This is a genomic window from Mycobacterium paraseoulense (assembly GCF_010731655.1).
Taxonomy (GTDB): Bacteria; Actinomycetota; Actinomycetes; order Mycobacteriales; family Mycobacteriaceae; genus Mycobacterium; species Mycobacterium paraseoulense.
The window spans coordinates 2,014,012-2,032,376 of record NZ_AP022619.1 but is presented as its reverse complement, the minus strand read 5'-3'; the positions used below and the strand labels follow the sequence as shown (position 1 = coordinate 2,032,376).

The 18,365-nt window shown below is 62.9% G+C and carries 14 protein-coding genes and 4 pseudogenes; 12 read left to right on the top strand and 6 right to left on the bottom strand.

Annotation, left to right across the window (positions count from 1 at the left end; translation table 11 throughout):
* The first annotated feature begins 397 nt into the window (after positions 1 to 397).
* Positions 398 to 1,570, top strand: coding sequence for a tyrosine-type recombinase/integrase (locus tag G6N51_RS09375; protein ID WP_232078303.1), 1,173 nt, complete (start codon positions 398 to 400; stop codon positions 1,568 to 1,570).
* Between the two features lie 2 nt (positions 1,571 to 1,572).
* Here the strand turns inward: G6N51_RS09375 and G6N51_RS29640 are convergent, their stop codons facing one another.
* The gene (locus G6N51_RS29640; protein WP_083175041.1) at positions 1,573 to 1,761 is read right to left on the bottom strand and encodes a helix-turn-helix domain-containing protein; all 189 of its coding nucleotides are present in this window, start codon (positions 1,759 to 1,761) and stop codon (positions 1,573 to 1,575) included.
* A gap of 1,371 nt (positions 1,762 to 3,132) precedes the next feature.
* Between G6N51_RS29640 and G6N51_RS29435 the strand changes: the two genes are divergently transcribed.
* The 3 genes and pseudogenes from G6N51_RS29435 to G6N51_RS29635 all read left to right on the top strand — a co-directional run.
* The gene (locus G6N51_RS29435) at positions 3,133 to 3,264 is read left to right on the top strand and encodes a hypothetical protein (RefSeq protein WP_264053946.1); all 132 of its coding nucleotides are present in this window, start codon (positions 3,133 to 3,135) and stop codon (positions 3,262 to 3,264) included.
* Between the two features lie 241 nt (positions 3,265 to 3,505).
* On the top strand, positions 3,506 to 4,411 hold the full coding sequence (locus tag G6N51_RS09365; RefSeq protein ID WP_142275200.1) for a DUF2637 domain-containing protein: 906 nt from the start codon (positions 3,506 to 3,508) through the stop codon (positions 4,409 to 4,411).
* 117 nt (positions 4,412 to 4,528) lie between these two features.
* Positions 4,529 to 4,984, top strand: a pseudogene (locus tag G6N51_RS29635) (hypothetical protein); the annotation flags it as partial.
* A gap of 862 nt (positions 4,985 to 5,846) precedes the next feature.
* Here G6N51_RS29635 and G6N51_RS29165 read toward each other — a convergent pair.
* The 3 genes from G6N51_RS29165 to G6N51_RS09350 form a co-directional block, all read right to left on the bottom strand.
* A complete protein-coding gene (locus G6N51_RS29165; protein WP_083174119.1) occupies positions 5,847 to 6,119 on the bottom strand; it encodes a hypothetical protein in 273 nt (90 codons plus the stop codon).
* A 32-nt stretch (positions 6,120 to 6,151) separates the two neighbouring features.
* Positions 6,152 to 6,382, bottom strand: a complete 231-nt coding sequence (gene nrdH, locus G6N51_RS09355) for a glutaredoxin-like protein NrdH (protein WP_083174120.1) — start codon at positions 6,380 to 6,382, stop codon at positions 6,152 to 6,154.
* Between the two features lie 749 nt (positions 6,383 to 7,131).
* Positions 7,132 to 7,542, bottom strand: a complete 411-nt coding sequence (locus G6N51_RS09350; RefSeq protein ID WP_174814306.1) for a hypothetical protein — start codon at positions 7,540 to 7,542, stop codon at positions 7,132 to 7,134.
* 5 nt (positions 7,543 to 7,547) lie between these two features.
* Between G6N51_RS09350 and G6N51_RS09345 the strand changes: the two are divergent.
* Positions 7,548 to 8,246 (top strand): annotated as a pseudogene (locus G6N51_RS09345) (indolepyruvate ferredoxin oxidoreductase family protein); the annotation flags it as partial.
* Between the two features lie 580 nt (positions 8,247 to 8,826).
* Complete coding sequence (locus G6N51_RS09340; protein WP_083174121.1) at positions 8,827 to 9,138, top strand: tyrosine-type recombinase/integrase; 312 nt, start codon at positions 8,827 to 8,829, stop codon at positions 9,136 to 9,138.
* Positions 9,139 to 9,140: 2 nt separating this feature from the next.
* Here the strand turns inward: G6N51_RS09340 and G6N51_RS29630 are convergent, their stop codons facing one another.
* A complete protein-coding gene (locus G6N51_RS29630) occupies positions 9,141 to 9,329 on the bottom strand; it encodes a helix-turn-helix domain-containing protein (protein WP_142275163.1) in 189 nt (62 codons plus the stop codon).
* A gap of 716 nt (positions 9,330 to 10,045) precedes the next feature.
* Here G6N51_RS29630 and mobF point away from each other — a divergent pair.
* Together mobF and G6N51_RS09325 are read left to right on the top strand one after the other, a co-directional pair.
* Positions 10,046 to 11,368 (top strand): annotated as a pseudogene (gene mobF, locus G6N51_RS09330) (MobF family relaxase); the annotation flags it as partial.
* Between the two features lie 4 nt (positions 11,369 to 11,372).
* Positions 11,373 to 11,765 (top strand): annotated as a pseudogene (locus G6N51_RS09325) (integrase core domain-containing protein); the annotation flags it as partial.
* A gap of 320 nt (positions 11,766 to 12,085) precedes the next feature.
* Here G6N51_RS09325 and G6N51_RS09320 read toward each other — a convergent pair.
* A complete protein-coding gene (locus G6N51_RS09320) occupies positions 12,086 to 13,168 on the bottom strand; it encodes an IS110 family RNA-guided transposase (RefSeq protein ID WP_167528577.1) in 1,083 nt (360 codons plus the stop codon).
* A 970-nt stretch (positions 13,169 to 14,138) separates the two neighbouring features.
* Between G6N51_RS09320 and G6N51_RS09315 the strand changes: the two genes are divergently transcribed.
* The 4 genes from G6N51_RS09315 to G6N51_RS09300 all read left to right on the top strand — a co-directional run bounded on the left by G6N51_RS09315 (position 14,139) and on the right by G6N51_RS09300 (position 18,323).
* Positions 14,139 to 15,281 carry an acyl-CoA dehydrogenase family protein gene (locus G6N51_RS09315; protein WP_083174124.1) on the top strand — a complete coding sequence of 381 codons (1,143 nt, stop codon included), beginning with the start codon at positions 14,139 to 14,141 and terminating at the stop codon, positions 15,279 to 15,281.
* Between the two features lie 71 nt (positions 15,282 to 15,352).
* Positions 15,353 to 16,582, top strand: a complete 1,230-nt coding sequence (locus G6N51_RS09310; RefSeq protein ID WP_083174125.1) for a CaiB/BaiF CoA transferase family protein — start codon at positions 15,353 to 15,355, stop codon at positions 16,580 to 16,582.
* 161 nt (positions 16,583 to 16,743) lie between these two features.
* Positions 16,744 to 17,571 carry an SDR family NAD(P)-dependent oxidoreductase gene (locus G6N51_RS09305; RefSeq protein ID WP_083174126.1) on the top strand — a complete coding sequence of 276 codons (828 nt, stop codon included), beginning with the start codon at positions 16,744 to 16,746 and terminating at the stop codon, positions 17,569 to 17,571.
* Positions 17,571 to 18,323 carry an SDR family NAD(P)-dependent oxidoreductase gene (locus tag G6N51_RS09300; protein WP_083174127.1) on the top strand — a complete coding sequence of 251 codons (753 nt, stop codon included), beginning with the start codon at positions 17,571 to 17,573 and terminating at the stop codon, positions 18,321 to 18,323. Before G6N51_RS09305 ends, G6N51_RS09300 begins: the two co-directional genes overlap by 1 nt.
* The last annotated feature ends 42 nt before the right edge of the window (positions 18,324 to 18,365 follow it).

Here is an 18,365-nt window from a genome sequence, read left to right as displayed (position 1 = left end):
TGACCAGCGAGTTTGCTGTCTAGCAAGGGTTTCTAATGGCAATAGTCGACGAATGATGTTGAATCATAAGGTATTCAAGCCGATAGATTGAATCATCGAAATAATCATTCTGCCAACAGAATTGGTTGCTGGGCTGCTTTGATACGGACTCATAATCCGTTGGTCGCGGGTTCGAGCCCCGCCCGCCCCACACATAAATCCCAGCTCAGATGGTATATCTAGTCAATCGTTATAGTTTGCTGAATTTGTCCAGTCCGCACACAGTCCGCAGGACGGTATCGTTGGCCTGGTGAGGCGTAGCGCGCGCGCAGGCATAGAAGATCGCTGGCACCGTCCGCCACGGCGCGGTGAGCGCGTGCCGTATCCCGCCGACGACCCCAGCCCAGGCAGCTGGTGTATGAACTCCAAGCACGGGACAGCTGGCACACAGGTCACCACCGCGCGGCACGGCCAGGGCAAGCGGTGGATGGCCCGGTGGGTCGACCACGGCGGAAATGAGCGGAGCAAGGCATTCGACCGCAAGGCCGAGGCACAGAACCACATCGGCACCGTGACGACGGCGCTCACCACCGGCACGTACGCCGACCCGAAGCGGGCGTCGGTCAGCTTTAGCGTGGTGGCCGAAGAATGGTTCACGGTCAAGGCACAGAATCGGTCGGCGCTCAACCGGTTGAAGCCCAAGACGCTGGTGGGTTATCGGCGGTTGCTGGACGTCGTGGTGTTGCCGAAATGGGGTCAGATCAAGCTCAAGGACATCGATCACGACGCGATCCAGGCTTGGGTGTGGTGGCTGGCTACCGATCCTGCCGCCCGTCAGCGTCCTGCTAAGAGCACCGAGGACGACACGCACGGAGGCCTTTCGGCTGCGCGAGTTATTCAATCGTTCCAGGTGGTGGATCAGGTGCTCACCTATGCCGTGCGTAAGCACTACATCGGCGTCAACCCCGCCGAGGGTGTGGAGCAACCCCGCAAGGCCTCACGCGAGGATGTGGCGCTGAGCCACGACCAAGTACGCCGGCTCGCCGAGGCCCGCGCCGAGATCCGCGCGATGGTGTATGTCTTGGCCTACGGCGGCATGCGCTACGGGGAACTGGCCGCCACCCGGGTGGGGGATGTGGACCTGACGCGGCGCCGCATCCGGGTGTCTCGATCGGTCACCTATGTCACGGGTGACGGGCACGTGGAAGACGACACCAAGACGCACCAGGACCGCATCGTGCCCATCCTGACCGAGTTCTTGGCTGACGTATTGGCCGAGGTTATCGCCGACCGCGACCCGTGTGAGTACCTATTCCCTCACCACGATGGCGGGCCGATACCGCTGGATTGGTTTCGGTGGCGTTTCGACAAGGCCGCCGACCAAGTGTGCCTGACGGGCATCAGCCCAAAAACGCTGCGGCACACCGCCGGATCCTTGGCATTGGGGGCTGGCGCATCTGTGGTAACGGTACAGAAGCTGTTGGGACACAGGTCACCGATGACGACGATGAACGTCTACAGCCACATGCTCCCGGATGACTTCGACAACCTGGCGAAGGCGATGAATCAGGCCGCTCGCGTGGCGGACTAGCTTCACCCACCCCTCGCTGTCGCGGCCTTCTCGGTGGCCACCCAAGCGTTAAGGTCGGCCCTGTCGTAGAACACCTTGCCGCCAAGGGAATACGACCGTGGACCGGTTCCGCAAGTGCGATACCACCGGAGCGTGTTGATCGGGATATTGAGGTATTCAGACGCTTGTCGCAATGTGAGTCGGTCGGACATAGGGCTACCACCCTGTAATGACGAACGTTGCGCGGCCGTCATGCCAAGTCACGCCTTGGCTCATCAAATTGCTCTTCCTCCCGCCGGACCGCGTCGCTCGACAGAGGTGGGTCGTGGGGGGTCGAGACGGGCACGCCCGTTAAGTCGTGAACTTGGTCAGCCGTCAGCATCTCGCGGCCGTTAAAACCGTTATGCGTCATCGTTGCTCACTAAGGTAGGCGGGCCAAGCAACTTGTCCGGTCCTCCGTCGAGGGCCCTATTCCTATTCCAAGCAGCCATCCACAGCCCCCTGTGCACAATTTTCTCCGCATCTCGTCGGGTTGGGGGCTGGCGCCCCATCTTGCCAGTTCCCGCCGGAGACATCGCTTCACGGCCATGCTGACCTTGAACAACCGGTTGCGTGACGGCCGGTTGTATCCCCCTCGATCCAACGCCGCGCGGACATCTGAGTGCAAGCCCCCTCGCGTGCCGGACTTGGCTTCTGGCCTGCGAACCGTCACCGTTTAAAACCTCGATGCGGCAAGCTATTTCACCACATCAGCGCGCATCCAGCGCCGATGCCGGGATGACAATTTGCAGTGATGCGGTCCGGGCGACTCTATTCCTCGCTCTCGTTTCGCCGCCCAGTCATGCAGCGTCGAGACCGGGATGCCCGTCATGCGTGACACCTCACCCGCAGTTAACTCCTCGTCCATCGCTATTGTCATGGTTGATGCCCTTCTTGTCCGGTTGCCGAAATCTGTTGGCGGCCTGATGGCGCGGCAGCCAAAAGCACCCCGTAGTATTCGGATTTCCGGGAGATGTGTTGGGCGACAGCATGTATGATGAGTTCGTCCCGAGGCGGTGCGTTGCGGTACCCGGGATCGACTCGGTGGAGCAGCACACGATCGCGATCGCGGTCGGATGTGCAGCCGATCTCCCTCGCGTTGGTCGGGCAACGGTTTTCGAGTTCGCGCCTTCGGGGACGACTCCGAAGCTCGGTTGAGTCGTACGGCATCGATGACGTCGTTGACAGTCAGCGGTGGTGTGCGCGTGGTCGGAATGACCGAGCCAACTGGGTCATGCTTACTACTAGAGCTGCTCATTGTCCCACTGTACGAAGGCTCAAGAGCTCAGGCGACGGTCGACGGAAAGTTCTTCGCCACGCATATCGATGTGCGCAGCACGAACCAAAGTTGCTGCAAAGCAGTAGTTCCCGCTAATTCCCGGTCGAGCGTTACCTTGAGAGAAATCCGCTACGCGAGGCCGATCGCGCCCCAAACTGATGCGTCTCTACCGTCGCGTGGCCATGGCCGGAGTGATCAAGGTCGGAAGACGGTGAGAGAAGCACTGGGTTTGGTGCCGCTTCCTTCTGTGTGATGGATGGCGACTATGGCCAAGCATTACCCGGTCGAGCAGGGTGAGTGCGCGGTGAAGATGGTGCTGGATCAGCTTCAGGAGTGTCGGTCGGTGTGTGCCGCCTGCCAGTCCATCGGCCTGAATGTCGGCGTCGGTACGGAATAGCTGCGGCGATGTATTGGAGGCCCCAGGTCGAACCCGCCGAGCGGCACGGTGTCACAAGGTATTGCGCGTCGGATTGACAATCCGCAGCCGCCGAGCGACGCGTAACGCCGCCGCCGGCTGTATGTTTCAGCTGTAAGCCCAACCACTGCAGGCCCAACGGAAGAGTGAACGCCGCTTTTCTGGCCTCTCCCATGGTGACCGCCCGTTCCGCCCGTCCGTCTTATGCGAAGGAAATCTCGCAGTGACCACGCTTGACACCAGTCGAAACGGTGCCGGGGTAGCAGCACAAACCGGCGTCGAGCCTCAGCCGATGGACGACCTGCCACCGGCGGCCGGGCCCAGCGGCCATATGCAGGCCAACTCGCGTCGTCGCGGGCGGCCGGCGATGAAGCCGCGGCTTTCGAGGGAAGCAGACCAGAGCGACGATGAGCTCCGCACGTTACACCTTGTTCGCCGAAGTCGCCGTGCTGCTGGGTGGTTGACGATAGGGATCGCCACGGTCAGCTTTGTGCTGTCGTTTACGTCCTTGCGTGAGTTGGCGGCGATGGCGGCCTGGCCCGGCTGGCCGTCGTGGCTGTGGCCGTTGATTATTGACGGGACGATCGTCCTGGCGACGCTGGGAATTGTGTCACTGGCGCCGTATCTGGATCAGTTCTGGAACCGGGTTTTCCTGTGGGGTGTCCTTAGCTCCGCGGCTTTGGTGAGTGTTGGCGGTAATGCTTTGCATGCGTGGCTGTCCACCGGGCACATGGTGTTATGGATGAGGTGGGGGTCGGCGGGGCTTGCCTGTGTTCCACCCGGGGCCTTACTCGCGACGACCCATATCGCCGCCATCTTGTGGCGGTTCAATCCCACGCCGCCGCCCGACGCCACCTCGCAGTTGTGCGACCGTGCGCTGGAGCTGGCGGTGGACAGGATGGACAAATGGCGCGCGGCGGCGGCCCAGATGCACGAGGATGGTTATTGCCGGAACGTGTCGACGACAAAGATCGCGCACGCTTTGTGTTATCTGTACGAATGCCGCCCGCCGATGTCGCTTCGTGCCATTGGTGCTCAGCCGGAGATCGAGTTGCACCACGACAATGTGGGCAAAATCCGCGACGCGGCGCCGATTGTGCTGGGTGTGCCCGTCCCTGGCGGGCGGTGAGGACCTCGTAGGAGCAGCATGGGTCGAAATCGGTTGGGCGCGACCGTCGCATAGCGCCAGCAGGCGGCGGTAGCGTTTTGCGCAGCGACCTGCGTGTAGAGGGGATTCGGGCGCGCCATGGGCTTATTCGACGTCTTGGATGACCTGTTCGACGACCTGACGGGGATCTTCGGCGGTGATGACGACGGTGAGGGTGGCGATGAGTTTGATGGGCCGCCCCGGCAGGTGCTGCCAGCGCCGCCGGCCGGGGCGCCGCCGTGGGGGCCGGCTCTGCCGGTGCCGAACGGCCCCAGCGGGTTACAGCGGGGCGTCGATCACGCCGGAACTACTTATCAGCAGGCCAGCGGCGCGCTCACCCAGACCGATGACAAGCTGGCCGGCTTGCTCAAACAAATTTTCGCCGCCAACGACGACACTCGTTCCAAAATCGGCGCGATCATCGGCAGCATCGAGACGGCGCGCCGCGCGCTGACGTCTGACCCGCAAATGGCCAATGATCCGCATGCGATGGGGCTGTTTAACCAGTTCTTGGACGGTCAGCTCGCCCAAATTCAACAACTGCTGGACAGCTCCAAAGTGGAGAGTAAGAAGCAGGCTGAGCTGCTTGCCGCGCTCGGTGATGAGTACCGCGACAGCGCCGGCGGAGGCCATTCGAAGGACCGGGGCAACGCAGGCATCGCCGCGGGTGGTGATGGGGGCGGTGTTGACACCAGCGGTGATGGCGGCGGCAGTGGCGGTGGTGACGGCGGGGCGGGGGGAACCACCACAGGTGCCGGTCCGGGCGGGCTGACTGATCCGCTGGCCGGGCTGAGCGGGCTTGGCGGGGCGGGCCTGGGCGATCCGCTGTCGATGTTGGGCCCGGCGATGGCGGGGCTAGGGTCGATTCCTGGCGCGCTGGGTGGCGCTGCAGGATCCTTGCCGATGGACGCGCTGGGCGCGTTGGGCCCACTGGCGAGTGGTTTGGCCGGCCAGGGCGGGGGTGACGGATTTAAAGACGGCGACGGCCACGACCACGGCAAGTCCGACGATTTCGAAGACGGGTCGCACGGCATGGGTGATGGCGATGGCGCCAAGAACAGCGCCGCGTCAGCCGGCAAGGACGGCGTCGGCGATAAGAACGCGCCGACGCAGCCGGCGGGTACGACTCAACCGCAGCCGCAGCCGGGCACACAGCCGGCCCCGCCGGCTGCTGTGCCGGCCAGCGTAGGCGCTGACCCGAGCCGGGTGGTACAGATGCCCGATGGCTCTCCGGTGACAGCGACCACGGCCCAACACGCTGCCGCGGTGCGGGCGGTGCTCAACGGGGCGACGGTCAGCGATGGGTGGAAGCAGGCCCACGTGGAGTTGCCGCCCCCGGGAACACCGGTGACCGCCCCTGCCGATCCGAGCCATTTGGTGCCCGGTCAAATCGCGCAATTCAAGAGTCGTGACCCGGTCATGTGTGCACCACGGCATAAGCGGCGCGGGTGTTGCGGATGCTGTCGTCGAGGAAGGTGGCGACATCGCGTCCGTCGCGGCCGTCCGCGAACTCGACGTCGTAGACGCTGTTGCTGCGCAACTGCTCAAGAGTGTGGGTGGCGTTTTGCAGGGCTTTGACGGCGGCGGAGATGTGGGCGAGCAGATGGCTTCGGGTTTCACCGATTCGCTCGATTCGGTCCAGTTCGGCGATCTCTTCGACTGCTTGCCCGAGCGCGGCGTCGGTGTACATGGGGGTGAGTCTTTCGGGTCGCGGGTTGGGGCTTAGGCGGCGAGGTCGGCCACGCGATCGGGACGGAAACCCGCCCAATGCACTGTGGGGGAGACATACACCACTGGGAGGGCCAGATAGCCCAAACTGAGCACATAGTCGCGGGCTTCGGGATTCTCGTTGACATCAATTTTCTCGTAGGAGATGCCCGCTTTATCGAATGCTTTGACAGTCGCGTTGCACTGCACGCAGGCCGGCCTTGCATAAACCGTGATCGGGGACATTAGTAGCCTCCTTCGCAAATGGTGGTTGCTGCGTCTGGTAATTAAATATTACTGCGGTGATTAGCCTTATGCCATAGTCGGAAGAAAGGAATTGCGAACAATTTTGGACAGTTCTTGGCTGCGATTGCCCAGAGGTATTCGCTCGTCTCCATCCGCCCTGTCTCGTGGTGTCTCCATGCTCCTTCACCGGCGTGCTACCAGCGTTATTGACGCGGCGGATGCCCCGATGCGGCCGGTCAATGGTGAGCCGGCACTACTCGATGATTCATGGTGATTCGCACCCCACGCGATCTCGCGGTAATCGTTGCGGAAGAACAATAAGGTCATGCTCTTACATTCACTCTTGCTGCGCATTCACCATGCGCAACCGGGCCTGGGTAATAAATTGCGTCCGGCCAGCCATCAGCCTCTCTTTCCTGTCATTGCCGCCATTATTTTTGCCTTTTGGCATGCACGATGTGGACCGGCCAATGGGCCGCGGAGTGCAAGGCCCAGGCGTGAAGTTTTCCCAGTGAGCGTCAGCGAGCGGTGCGGGGGTAAGGTCACGAGCCCACCGGCCCGCAGCAGCGCGGAGGCCGGCGCCTTGCAGGTAGCGGTCTGGCCGGTCACAATCGAATGACCAGGAGGCACAACATATTTGCCCCAAGCCGAAGAATCGGAGGCGTGACGACGGCGACGGGCCAGTAACGGTTGGGCAATCGCGAAAGGTGGGGCCAGAACCGCAGCCCTGACCCCACCTATCGGTCGTGCTACTCCTTTACCGCATCGGCCAAATGCTGCTCGTAGACCTGCTCAGCGTCCTTGGCCTTGGTCACGATTTCCTCGACGGGAGCCAGTGGATAATCGTTTTCCGCTAGCCAGCGCAGGTACTCGCCGCTGCCGATGTGGTGGCCCCATTCGCTGACGCTGTTGCGCCAGGCGTCCTTGGGGGTCCGCGATTCCAGCGCGCCCAGCACCAGGGCCAGCATGATCACCTGGGCGCGACCGTCGCCGTTGGCGGGCAGATCGGCCACCAGCTTGCCCACGGCCTGGCCGCTGTCCACGCCGAGCAGCTCACCGGCCGTGTCCAGCGCCTTGTTATTGGTGAGCAAGTAACTGTCACGAGCTAAGCAGTCAGCGATGAATATGGCCGCACCCTTGGGAGCCGTCTTGCGCGCCAACAGCTTCTTGTGTGGCTGCCGGTGTCAATATCACGTACAAGATCCTCTACAACTCTGTCGTTGCGATGACCGGAGCCCAAAGCGTTGAGGCAGGACTGGCTGTTCCCGAGCTCACCCACAAACTCCTCGCCGAAGGTGTCACCAAAATCATCGTTTGCGCAGAACAACCCGAAAAGTACACAGGCGCCCCGCTGCCCAAAGGCGTGCTGCTGTGGGATCGCGACCGCCTCGATGATGCCCAACGTGTTCTTCGGGAAATCAAAGGCGTCACCGTTCTGATCTACGACCAGCATTGCGCGGCCGAGGCGCGACGCAAGCGCAAGCGCGGCAAGCTGCCGGTTAGACGTACCCGTGTGCTCATCAACGACGCGGTTTGCGAAGGTTGCGGCGATTGCGGAATAAAGAGCAATTGTCTTTCCGTACAACCGATCGACACGGAGCTGGGTCGCAAGACCCGGATCGACCAGACAACCTGCAACACCGACTACACGTGCCTCGACGGCAACTGCCCGTCGTTTGTCACCGTAGAAGTCCCTGAGTCGACCACGGTCAAATCGGCTCCGGAGCTACCGATTCCGCCAGAGGTCCCCGAACCCATACATCCACCGATCGTAGGTGATTACAACGTATTTCTGGCCGGCATCGGCGGTACCGGGATCGTGACCGTCAATCAGGTGCTCGCAGTGGCGGCATTGCGCGCGGGACTAGCGTGCATAGCGACGGAGGTTTTGCAGCTTTACCTCTTCGTACCCGCGGATCAGGTCGGGGGCCCGAGGCACGAGACAGCGCGACCCCGTACAGCCCGAAAGCGACGATCTCCTCGGCATTGCGGGAATGGAGATCGCTTCTTCGATCGCGTCGGCGCTGATGGGGAGCGCACATGGTGGTCAGAACGCAGCGCGTGCTGACCGGCCAGAAGCTGGTCGAGGCCCGCCAGGGGGTGCAATCCAGAAATGACGCGGCGGCGCGCCGGCGCGCTCCCAGTCGGCGTACTCGGGCATCAACGGAGTCGCGGTTCAAGCTAACCGCTTGGCATTCCAGGTAGTGCAGCGGGACACAGGCCGGGTCGGAGGATTCGGGCCGCTGCTCAAGGACGGTGTAACCCTGTTGAGCGCGGCTGGCACTCGCCGGTTCGAGCACACGGTTGCCCAGCTGCGAGAAGAACGCGCCTCAGCGGAGGCCAAAGCCCAAGCAGCCCAGGCCTACACCGACAAGGCTGCTGGGCGGCGATGAAGATCGTCGCCGACGTCGCTGACGGGGTGTGGACGCTGGACCGCGACCAAAATGGCTTGGGACCGCGACCCGTCCGAGTACCTGTTCCCACATCACGATGGCGGCCCGACACCGCTGGACTGGTTTCGGTGGCGTTTCGACCGGGCAGCCGATGAGGCATGCCTAACCGGCATCAGCCCAAAGACCCTGCGGCACACCGCTGGATCGTTGGCATTGAGCGCTGGCGCGTCTGTGGTGACGGTTCAGAAGCTTTTGGGACACAGATCACCGATGACGACGATGAACGTTTACAGTCACATGCTGCCGGACGACTTCGACAACCTGGCGAAGGCAATGGATCAGGCCGCTCGCATGGCGGACTAGGCTCACCCACCCCTCGCTGTCGCCGCCTTCTCGGTGGCCACCCAAGCGTCAAGGTCGGTCCTGTCGTAGAACACCTTGCCGCCAAGGGAATACGACAGTGGACCGCTTCCGCACGTTCGATACCAGCGCAGTGTGTTGACTGGGATATTGAGGTACTCAGACGCTTGTCGCAATGTCAGTCGGTCGGACATAGGGTTACCGCCCTGTAATGACGAGCGTTGCGCGGCCGTCATGCCAAGTCACGCCTTGGCTGAACGATTTGCTCTTTCTCGCGCCCAACCGCGCCGCTCGACGGGGGTGGGTCGTGGAGGCTCCAGACCCGCAGGCCCGTTAACTCGTGAACTTGGCCGGCCGTGAGCATCTCCCGGCCGTTGGATGTGGAGCTCGTCATCGTGGCTCGCTGAGGTTGGCGGGTTCGCGAACTTTGTACGCCGGCTCACCGGTGAACGGCATACCGTAACTGTAAGCCGCTATTCACACCCCTCTGTGCGCAATTTTCGGCCACCCGGTCGCGAACGTCGAGCTGGCGCGCGCCCAGGCTGACTGGCCCACGATAACGCAAAGTGGTTGTCCGACCGGATTATCCAGTTGCTCCACCTGTTCCAACCCGAACGGCCGCGTGGAGCGCCCAATCGGGCACCGTCGTAGCAACATGCCCAACACCTCTGCACTCCAACACTTCCCAACGCGTACTAGAAACATCTCAAAATTACCATCCCGAATCCAAGTCTCTTCCCAACTTATCCCAAATCAACGTCATTACAAGGACTTCCATTCATGGCACCCCCAAATACCTCTGGCACATTGGCACAAGGGTGCGATACTGATCTGGGGCTGCGCGGTGCCCAGCCCCAGATCCCAGCCGCTACAGCTGGTTTCGCTCGCGGAGGCTGTGAGGTGGTCGCCAGTGTTGACGATCTCGCGGCTATCGCGTTGGAGCATCAACTATTACAACGACACCGCCCGGCGGGCCGAACACGCCACCGTCGATCACCAGCGTGCCAATGGGGGGCTGGGGGAGTATTACTCGGAAGGCGACACTCGGGCGCCGACCTGGTTGATCGCCGGGGACGCCGCCCGCACCGTGGAGCTCGTCGGGCTGGACTGGCGTGCAATCGACGGAGGTATCGCCGATCCTGAGGTGGTGGGGCGCTGGCTGGATGAGGGGATCGCACCCAACCGCGAAGCGGGCCGGGCTTTTACGAAGGGCAGTGTGCACGGGTTCGATTTGACCTTTGCCGCGCCCAAGAGTGTGTCGCTGCTTCGCGCCTTGACCGACGACGCCGGCGAAAAAGCGATGCAGGCCGCCCATTCGCGTGCGATCAGCGCGGCCATGATTTATCTGCATCAACATGCCGGATACACGCGCGTGCACAACCCGCGCACGGCCAGGAAGGACTTGCAGCGGTTGCCCGGTTTGGTGGCGATCGCCCATCAGCATGAAATCTCGCGCTGTGGAGATCCGCATCTGCACTCGCACGTGATTGTGCCCAACCGCCAGGCCCGCGCCGACGGCGCGCTGGTGTCACTGGATTCCAAGTCGCTATTTCACGAAGCCAAGGCTGCCGGCATCGTGTATCAGGCGACGCTGCGTCATGAGTTGCACGCCGAGTTGGGTGTGGAGTGGGCGTCGGTGGACCCGTTGACCGGGATGGCCGAGATCGCCGCGGTGCCACACGAGAGCATCCGGGCGTGGTCGCGGCGCTCCAGCCGGTTGCGGGAGTGGGCGCGCAACAACCTGGCGCTGGTGGATGGGGCGCCGAGCGCGCAACAGTTGGCGGCCGCGCAGAAAGCGACGCGGTCCGCCAAGCCGGAATCAGTGTCGTGGGCTGAGCTCAAAGCGCAGTGGCGCGCTGATGCGCGGGGTCTGCACTTGGACCGCGCAGCGCATGCGGCGGCGCGCGCCCAGCGGCGCGCGGCCCCGCGGCTGTTGACCGATCGGGCGCGGTTGGCGCGCCTGGTCGCCGAGATCGACAAGGCCGCGTGCACGCGCGCGGACCTGGTGGAGTGGGTGGGTGCGCTGCTGCCAGTGGACGCGCCCGGGGATGCGCGCACGCTGATCGAGCAGATCGTCGACATGGTCGGGGTGCGCATCAGCGCGCCTCGGCAGGCGCATCACCGTGAGGGCCATGAGATGTTCACCGTGGACGCGGTGATCACCGAGGAGGAGCGCATTTTCGCCCTGGTGGACGCGACCGACCCCCGCGCGCGCCTGGATGTGCGCGCCGCCGGCGGCGTACTCAGAGATCCTGCCCGACGAGAAGGGGCCCACCTGCGCGGGCTTTCTCACCCGAGCTGCCGACTACTTTGCTGCACAAGGTATTTCGCGTATCGAGCGAGTGCTCACCGACAACCACTTCAGTTACCGCCGATCGACCCAGGTGGCCACTGCTATCACCCAACTGGGAGCTACACACAACTTCATCAAGCCACACTGCCCATGGCAACACGGCAAGGTGGAAAGGTTCAACCGCACCCTGCAAACCGAGTGGGCCTACCACCAGGTCTTCGGCTCCAACGCCGAGCGGGCCTGCGCCCTTGCGCCCTGGCTCGAGCTCTACAACACTCGACGACGCCACAGCGCACTCGAAGGGCGACCCCCGATCAGCCGACTGCGACCAACCTGATGGCCGAGTACAGCTGATATGTAGGCACGGTTTGTCAATAGGCAGGTGAAAGCCGCCCCGGTTTGGCGCCGGGGCGGCTTTCGTTGATCGGTGTCAGCTGCGTCTGCGGCGGTCGTTGGTCAACGACGGTGGTGTCAGACTGATATGCGCGGGTTGGGTACCGCAAGACGATGGTTCGGCGCGAACGGTGGCTGCTCTCTAGGGGCGGGCGTCACACCGAGAGTTTCTGAGTCTCGTTGTTGCTCATAGCCGTAACGCAGGTCGGTTCGCTTACCTCGCCGTGACCCAAGCCGATACCGATCAAGTCATCGGGTGAGGTTCTAGCCCAACGTCGCTAGCGACCAGCACCAGCCGGCTAACTCACGCGCGATGGCGACGTTGGCCACCACGTGGGGCTTCTTGCGCTCGTTGAAACGGCACCACTGCTGATGCAGACGGCGATTGCCGGCATGCCCGCGTGCCTTGAGGGCAGGAGTGACCTTGGCCCAACGGGCCCGCATTGTGGGGCCAGGATTGCGGTAGGCCGCGCGGTGGTGCCAGGCCGCCTCGATCAACAGTCTGCGTACGTGGGCATTGCCGGCCTTGGTGATCGATCCCTGCACCCGTGAGGTTCCCGAGGAGTACTCGCTGGGGACCAAGCCCACGTAGGCGCCGATCGAGGAGCCGGTGAAGCGGTCCCAGTCACCGATCTCAACCGCTAAGGCCAGCCCGGTTAACGCCGAGATCCCGCGCAGACACCCCAGCCGGTTCACCATGTCGGCATACCGAGGCAACGCCGCGACCTCGAGGATCTGCTCGTCGAGGCGGTCTCGAGCCGCGGTCGCGCTCAGAACGGCATCGAAGTGGTGATCAAAGGCCGCCGCGGTATGCGGGTCGTCGAAACATTGCCGCCGCAACCAAATCTCGTGCACGCCGTTCCAGGCATGTCCGCCCGAGTAGACCCGGCCCTGGCGCAGCAGCAGTTTGGAAAGCCGATGACGCACCCGCATCAAATCAGCGCGGGCATCTTCACGAGCACGGACCAGATCGCGGGCAGCTTCGACCTCCCGTTCTGGGACGGTGACCGCGCTGACCTCGCCCAGCCGCAGCAACCGGGTCAGATGCGCGGCATCGCGGGCATCGGTCTTGACCCGATCCCCAGACGGGCGGATCAATTTTGACGGCGCTGCGACCGTGCATTCGATCTGGGCCTCGGCCAGTGCCCGAGCCAACCCAAACCCAGTGGGGCCGGCTTCATAGGCCACGCGTACCGGACCACGCAACTGGCGCAGCCACCCAAGAATCTCGCCGTGATCTGGACACAACCGTGCCCGCTCGACTTGACCCGTTTTCTCGTCGACAGCATGTGCAACCACCGAAAGTGCGTGCACATCCAACCCGACACTCGTACCGTTGAAACTCACCGGAGGCCTCCTGATCTGCAACTGTGGCTCTACCGAAGCGAGTGTTCACCCGCGATCGGCAACCCACGTCCGATTGCAGCCCGAGGCCTTCGGCCTCAGGTCAGCCTCCATACCGTCTAGGCGACGAACAAATCATGAATCTGACAGTCAGTTCGGTTGCTTCGACGGCATCCGATGACCGGCACGACGGTTCCTGCACGCCAACCTGAAGTGCGCATCGATGGAGGAAACGAAGCGGGTTATTCGGGAGACTTGGGATTCGGCAAGAGGATGCGCACTGGTCGCGCCACTGCCACCAACGGTGCGATCCTGGGCATGCCCGACGAAACGTATTGCCGGGAAACAAGATGGCCTGCTCACCGAATTGAACCGCCCTAACCGCGGCTCCTCGACAGCGACTGGCGGCGCTCGCCTTCGAGTGAGGGCTTGGCCGGTTTGGGGCTCGACCGCCCCTAACGGCAATACGATGAGCTGGTGATCTACCTCGGGACGCTGCGCTTTCTCTGCGCCGATCTGCGACGCCTGTCGCCGCGGAACAGGCCGGCTCGGGTGCCGAATGTAGACGGTCGGCAGCGGCTTTGCTGACTTAGGGGAGTGCGGACACAATCTTCGAGCCAAAGGTCGCGGGGGTGGCGGCCCGCCAGGCGGCCCGCGTGTGACTGCTGCCCATGGGCGCACGCTTATGCGATAACACGGATCCGTCGAGACAGTCTGCGGAGAAACGGGATGAGCATCGCAATGCCGCACGTCGTCGTGGTTTGCATCGCGGGAAGGCGGATTGGAGAGGCTCCGCGGGCCTAGGAAAATTCGACTCGTTAGTATAATCTGTCTGAAAACCAAAAATGCATCTGGCGGATTGCCGACGAACCACGCGACACCCGCATCGCGGATCCCGCTGAGGCAGATCCCATCGGCAGCCAGCCAGCCAGCCAGCCACCGCGCGTGGCTAACGAAAGCGCAGGGGTATCGGGTGAGACGCCTCATTTTCAATGCCGAGCACGAGCAACTCCGTGCGACTACTAAGAACTTCATCGAACGTGAGGTCGCGCCTTACGCCGACGAATGGGAGAGGCTGCGGATCGTTGACCGATCGGCGTTCATCGCAGCCGGCAAATACGGTCTGATCGGTTTCAATATGCCCGAGGAATTCGGCGGCGGCGGCAGCGACGACTTCCGCTTCAACGCGGTGATCAATGAAGAGCTGTCCAAGTTCGGAACCCGCGTCCCCGCTCTCACGCTTCAGAACGACGTCGTCGGGCCGTATTTCAAGTCGCTGACGACTGACGAGCAGAAGAGGCGCTGGTTGCCGGGAATCATCAGCGGACAAACCATCGTCGCAATTGCTATGACCGAGCCTGGTGCGGGTAGTGATCTGGCCGGGATCCGTACCTCCGCGGTGCGCGACGGCGACGAATGGGTCCTGAACGGGTCGAAGACCTTCATCTCATCAGGAATCAACGCAGATCTCGTCGTCGTCGTGACGCGGACCGATCCCTCTGCTGGCCACCGGGGGTTCACGCTCCTTGTGGTGGAGCGTGACATGCCGGGCTTCATCCGTGGCCGAAAGCTCGACAAGCTCGGTCTGCACACACACGACACCGCCGAACTCCATTTCGAGCGCGTTCGCGTGCCGATGGCGAACGTCCTGGGCGAGGTAGGCCGCGGGTTCTACCACCTGATGCACAACCTTCCCTCGGAGCGACTGTCGATCGCCATCTCCGCGATTGCCGGCGCCCGAGAAACTTGGCGGCAGACTCTGCAATATGCGAAGGATCGCAAGGCGTTCGGTCAATCGATCGGCAGCTTCCAGCACAACAGATTCTTACTGGCCGAGATGGATACCGAACTAGACGTCTCCGAGCAGTACATCGACAGATGCCTGTCAGCGGTCGTCGATGACGACCTATCGGCGGTCGAGGCGGCGAAGGCCAAATGGTGGTGCACGGAAGTTGCGAAGAAGGTCGTCGACGGCTGCGTGCAGCTCCACGGCGGCTACGGCTACATGAGGGAGTACCGGGTTGCTAACGACTACGCAGACGTACGCATCCAGACGATCCTCGGGGGAACGACCGAGATCATGAAAGACCTGATCGGGCGTGACCTCGGGCTTTGACTTCGCAGCGGACGTCCTGACGTCGCGACGCGCATCTGCGACTAATCGATCGAGATCAAGAGGGTGTCGACATGGATAAACCCCTGGCGGGTGTGCGAGTCCTGGAAGTAGCGCAGTTCACCTTCGTGCCGTCAGCAGGGGCCATACTCGCCGACTGGGGCGCTGATGTTATCAAGGTCGAGAATCCGGTGACGGGCGACGCCCAGCGTAACCTGTTCACGGCGTCGCACAGCGAGTGGTCAGAGCCATCGAGCCCGTTCACGCCACACATCGAGGCGCCCAATCGAGGTAAGAGGAGTATCGGGCTGGGTCTGACGTCCCCGCTGGCGCGGCCGATCTTGGAGGCGCTGCTCCGGCGCAGCGACGTCATCCTGACCAACCACCTGCCAGTTGTCCGCTCCAAGTTGCGCATTGATGTCGATGACGTGCGCAGCATCAATCCCGACATCATCTATGCGGTGGGTAGTGGATTCGGCGGTCGTGGTCCCGGCAGGGACCGGCCGGGTTATGACACCACCGCATTTTGGGCGAGAGGGGGTAGTGCAGACGGGGCGACGTCGTGCCTTGCCGGAGAGCCGACGTACATGCCGTGCGGTGCGTATGGCGACAACATCGGCGGGCTGGCTATCGCCGGTGGCGTGGCCGCCGCGCTCTACCGACGTCGCGTGTCCGGACAACCGTCGGTGATCGACGTGTCACTGCTGGGCGTCGGGGCATGGGCGACGCAGTTCGATGTCAACATGGCGCTGATGAGCGGCGGGCACCTGCCAAAGGTGGAACTCGACACGCCCGTGGCCGGTAATCCGCTCGTCGCGAGCTACCGCACGCGCGACGGCCGGTTCGTTCAGTTGGCAATGCTCGATCCGTTGCCTTATTGGTCGGAGTTCTGCATGTGCATGGGCAGCCCGGAAGCCGCCGCGGACAAGCGCTTCGCCACGCACGATGCTATCGCCGAGAATATCCACTCGGCATGTGAGATCGTCGCGAATTTGATCGGCCGATATCCTCTCGACGAATGCGAGCGTCGGCTCAGCGGATGTAGTGGCGCGTGGGCGGTGTGGCAGGACAGTTGGGACCTCGCCAACGATGACGACCTGGTCGCCAACGGCGGGATCGTCGAAGTCGTTGACGCGCAGGGTGTTCCGCGCAAGCTGGTGGCGAATCCGATTCAATTCGATATTTCGACTGCTCCGTCGAAGCGGGCGCCGCAATTCGCCGAACACACCGACGCCATCCTGCGCGAGATCGGGGTCGACGACGTCACGTTTGGCGAGCTCAAGATGGAAGGCGTCATTGTCTAAGACGCTAGCTTCTGAGGATTCGTTGTCGCGATGGGACCAGTCTAAGCTAGAATCTATTCAGATATAGAAAGTACGGCCACGACCGATCTCCCCGATGCGTGTCTCTCGATCTGGATCGCGGAGCGTTTACGCAAGGTGCCAGCAGAGGACGGTGTCAGCACATGGGTTCGAGTGATTCACTGAGGGGCAAAGTCGCCGTCATTACCGGCGGAGCCAGCGGGATCGGTTTGGCGACGGCACGAAGTCTGGCGGATCGTGGTTGCAAGCTCGTGCTGGCCGACATCGAACAGGCGGCTTTGAACTCCGCTGCAGCGGAACTGCCCGCCGGCACCGAAGTATTGCTAGTCCGTACTGATGTCTCCAAGCGTGCAGACGTCGAGAGCCTTGCAGCGCGCACCAGTCAGCGCTTCGGCCCGGTCGACATCTTGTTTCTCAATGCCGGCGTGGGAGCCACGGGGCCGCTGGTCGATGCGACGCACGAGGACTGGGAGTGGATGATCGGTGTCAATCTCTGGGGTCCCATTCACGGTGTCGAGGCGTTTCTCCCATCGATCGTGCGGGCCGACCGGGATGCGCACATCTTCTTCACGGCTTCATTCGCGGGCGTCGTCACGAATGAAGGACTGGGTCCTTACTCGGTCACTAAATACGGTGTCGTGGCGCTCGCCGAGACGTTGCATCGTGAGCTGCGCAAGTCGTTGGTGAAGGTCAGCGTGCTCTGCCCGATGAAGGTCGGCACCAACATCGAGGCCTCGCATCGCAACCGACCGGAAAGTCTCGGCGGTCCGAGCGCAGGAACCGATGTCGATTTCGACGACCCTGGGTTCGCGGGTCGCATCGTGTCGGCGGACGAGGTCGCGAAAATCGTCGTCGACGCGATTGGATCGAACGAACTGTACTTGTTCACCCACGACGAGTGCCGCGAGCCGATTGCGCGCCGGTTCCGAAAGATCGACGCCGCGTTTGAGGCGTCTGCGAGTCGAGCGTGATGGCCGACCGCACTCCTGCGCGTTCTGCCCTCATCACCGGCGCCTCTCGCGGGATCGGATTGGCAATCGCACGGCGGCTGGCCGCGCGGAACATGGCGCTTACCATCACCGCTCGCAACGAAGAAGCCCTGGCGGCGGTGCGCGACGATCTGCGCGAATTAGGCTCGCCTGCAGTACTTTCCATCGCTGTAGACATGGCTGATCCGGACGCTTCTGTCGGTCTGATCCAGCGACACCGCGACGAATACGGCGACATGTCGGCATTGATACTCAATGCTGGCGTGGGTACGGCGGGGTCGATCGCCGACTACCCCCTGAAGCGACTGGACAAGACCATCGCGGTGAACTTCCGGAGCCCGTTCGTCCTGATCCAGGAAGCCTTGCCGCTGCTGCGCTCGGCGGTCGCTCGGCATCCGTCCGAGGGGGCCAAGATCATCGTGCTTTCGTCGATCACCGCCATCTACGCCGAGGCCCAACTGGCTGCGTACGGCGCATCGAAGGCCGCGATAGCTTCGCTGGTGGACACGTTGAACGCCGAGGAGTCGGGCACCGGCATATCTGCTACCTCGATCGCACCCGCTTACGTCGACACCGACATGTCGGAGTGGGTGCGTGGTCGCATCGCTCCCGAGGCGATGATCCCGGCTGACGACGTGGCGACCCTGGTCGAGTGCTTGCTGAGGATGTCGGCGCGCTCGGTCATCGGTCGGGTCGTGATGGCGCGCGCAGGCACCGATGGCTATGAGGCGTAGCGCTCGACGGTGCCGCCGCGTCGTGCCCGCGGCGGCACCTCG

Coding starts and splice junctions, on each gene's coding strand:
- G6N51_RS09375 (WP_232078303.1), top strand. CDS start 398: ATGAACTCCAAGCACGGGACAGCTGGCACACAGGTCACCACCGCGCGG.
- G6N51_RS29640 (WP_083175041.1), bottom strand. CDS start 1,761: ATGTCCGACCGACTCACATTGCGACAAGCGTCTGAATACCTCAATATC.
- G6N51_RS29435 (WP_264053946.1), top strand. CDS start 3,133: ATGGCCAAGCATTACCCGGTCGAGCAGGGTGAGTGCGCGGTGAAGATG.
- G6N51_RS29165 (WP_083174119.1), bottom strand. CDS start 6,119: ATGTACACCGACGCCGCGCTCGGGCAAGCAGTCGAAGAGATCGCCGAA.
- nrdH (WP_083174120.1), bottom strand. CDS start 6,382: ATGTCCCCGATCACGGTTTATGCAAGGCCGGCCTGCGTGCAGTGCAAC.
- G6N51_RS09340 (WP_083174121.1), top strand. CDS start 8,827: ATGGCTTGGGACCGCGACCCGTCCGAGTACCTGTTCCCACATCACGAT.
- G6N51_RS29630 (WP_142275163.1), bottom strand. CDS start 9,329: ATGTCCGACCGACTGACATTGCGACAAGCGTCTGAGTACCTCAATATC.
- G6N51_RS09310 (WP_083174125.1), top strand. CDS start 15,353: ATGGATAAACCCCTGGCGGGTGTGCGAGTCCTGGAAGTAGCGCAGTTC.
- G6N51_RS09305 (WP_083174126.1), top strand. CDS start 16,744: ATGGGTTCGAGTGATTCACTGAGGGGCAAAGTCGCCGTCATTACCGGC.
- G6N51_RS09300 (WP_083174127.1), top strand. CDS start 17,571: ATGGCCGACCGCACTCCTGCGCGTTCTGCCCTCATCACCGGCGCCTCT.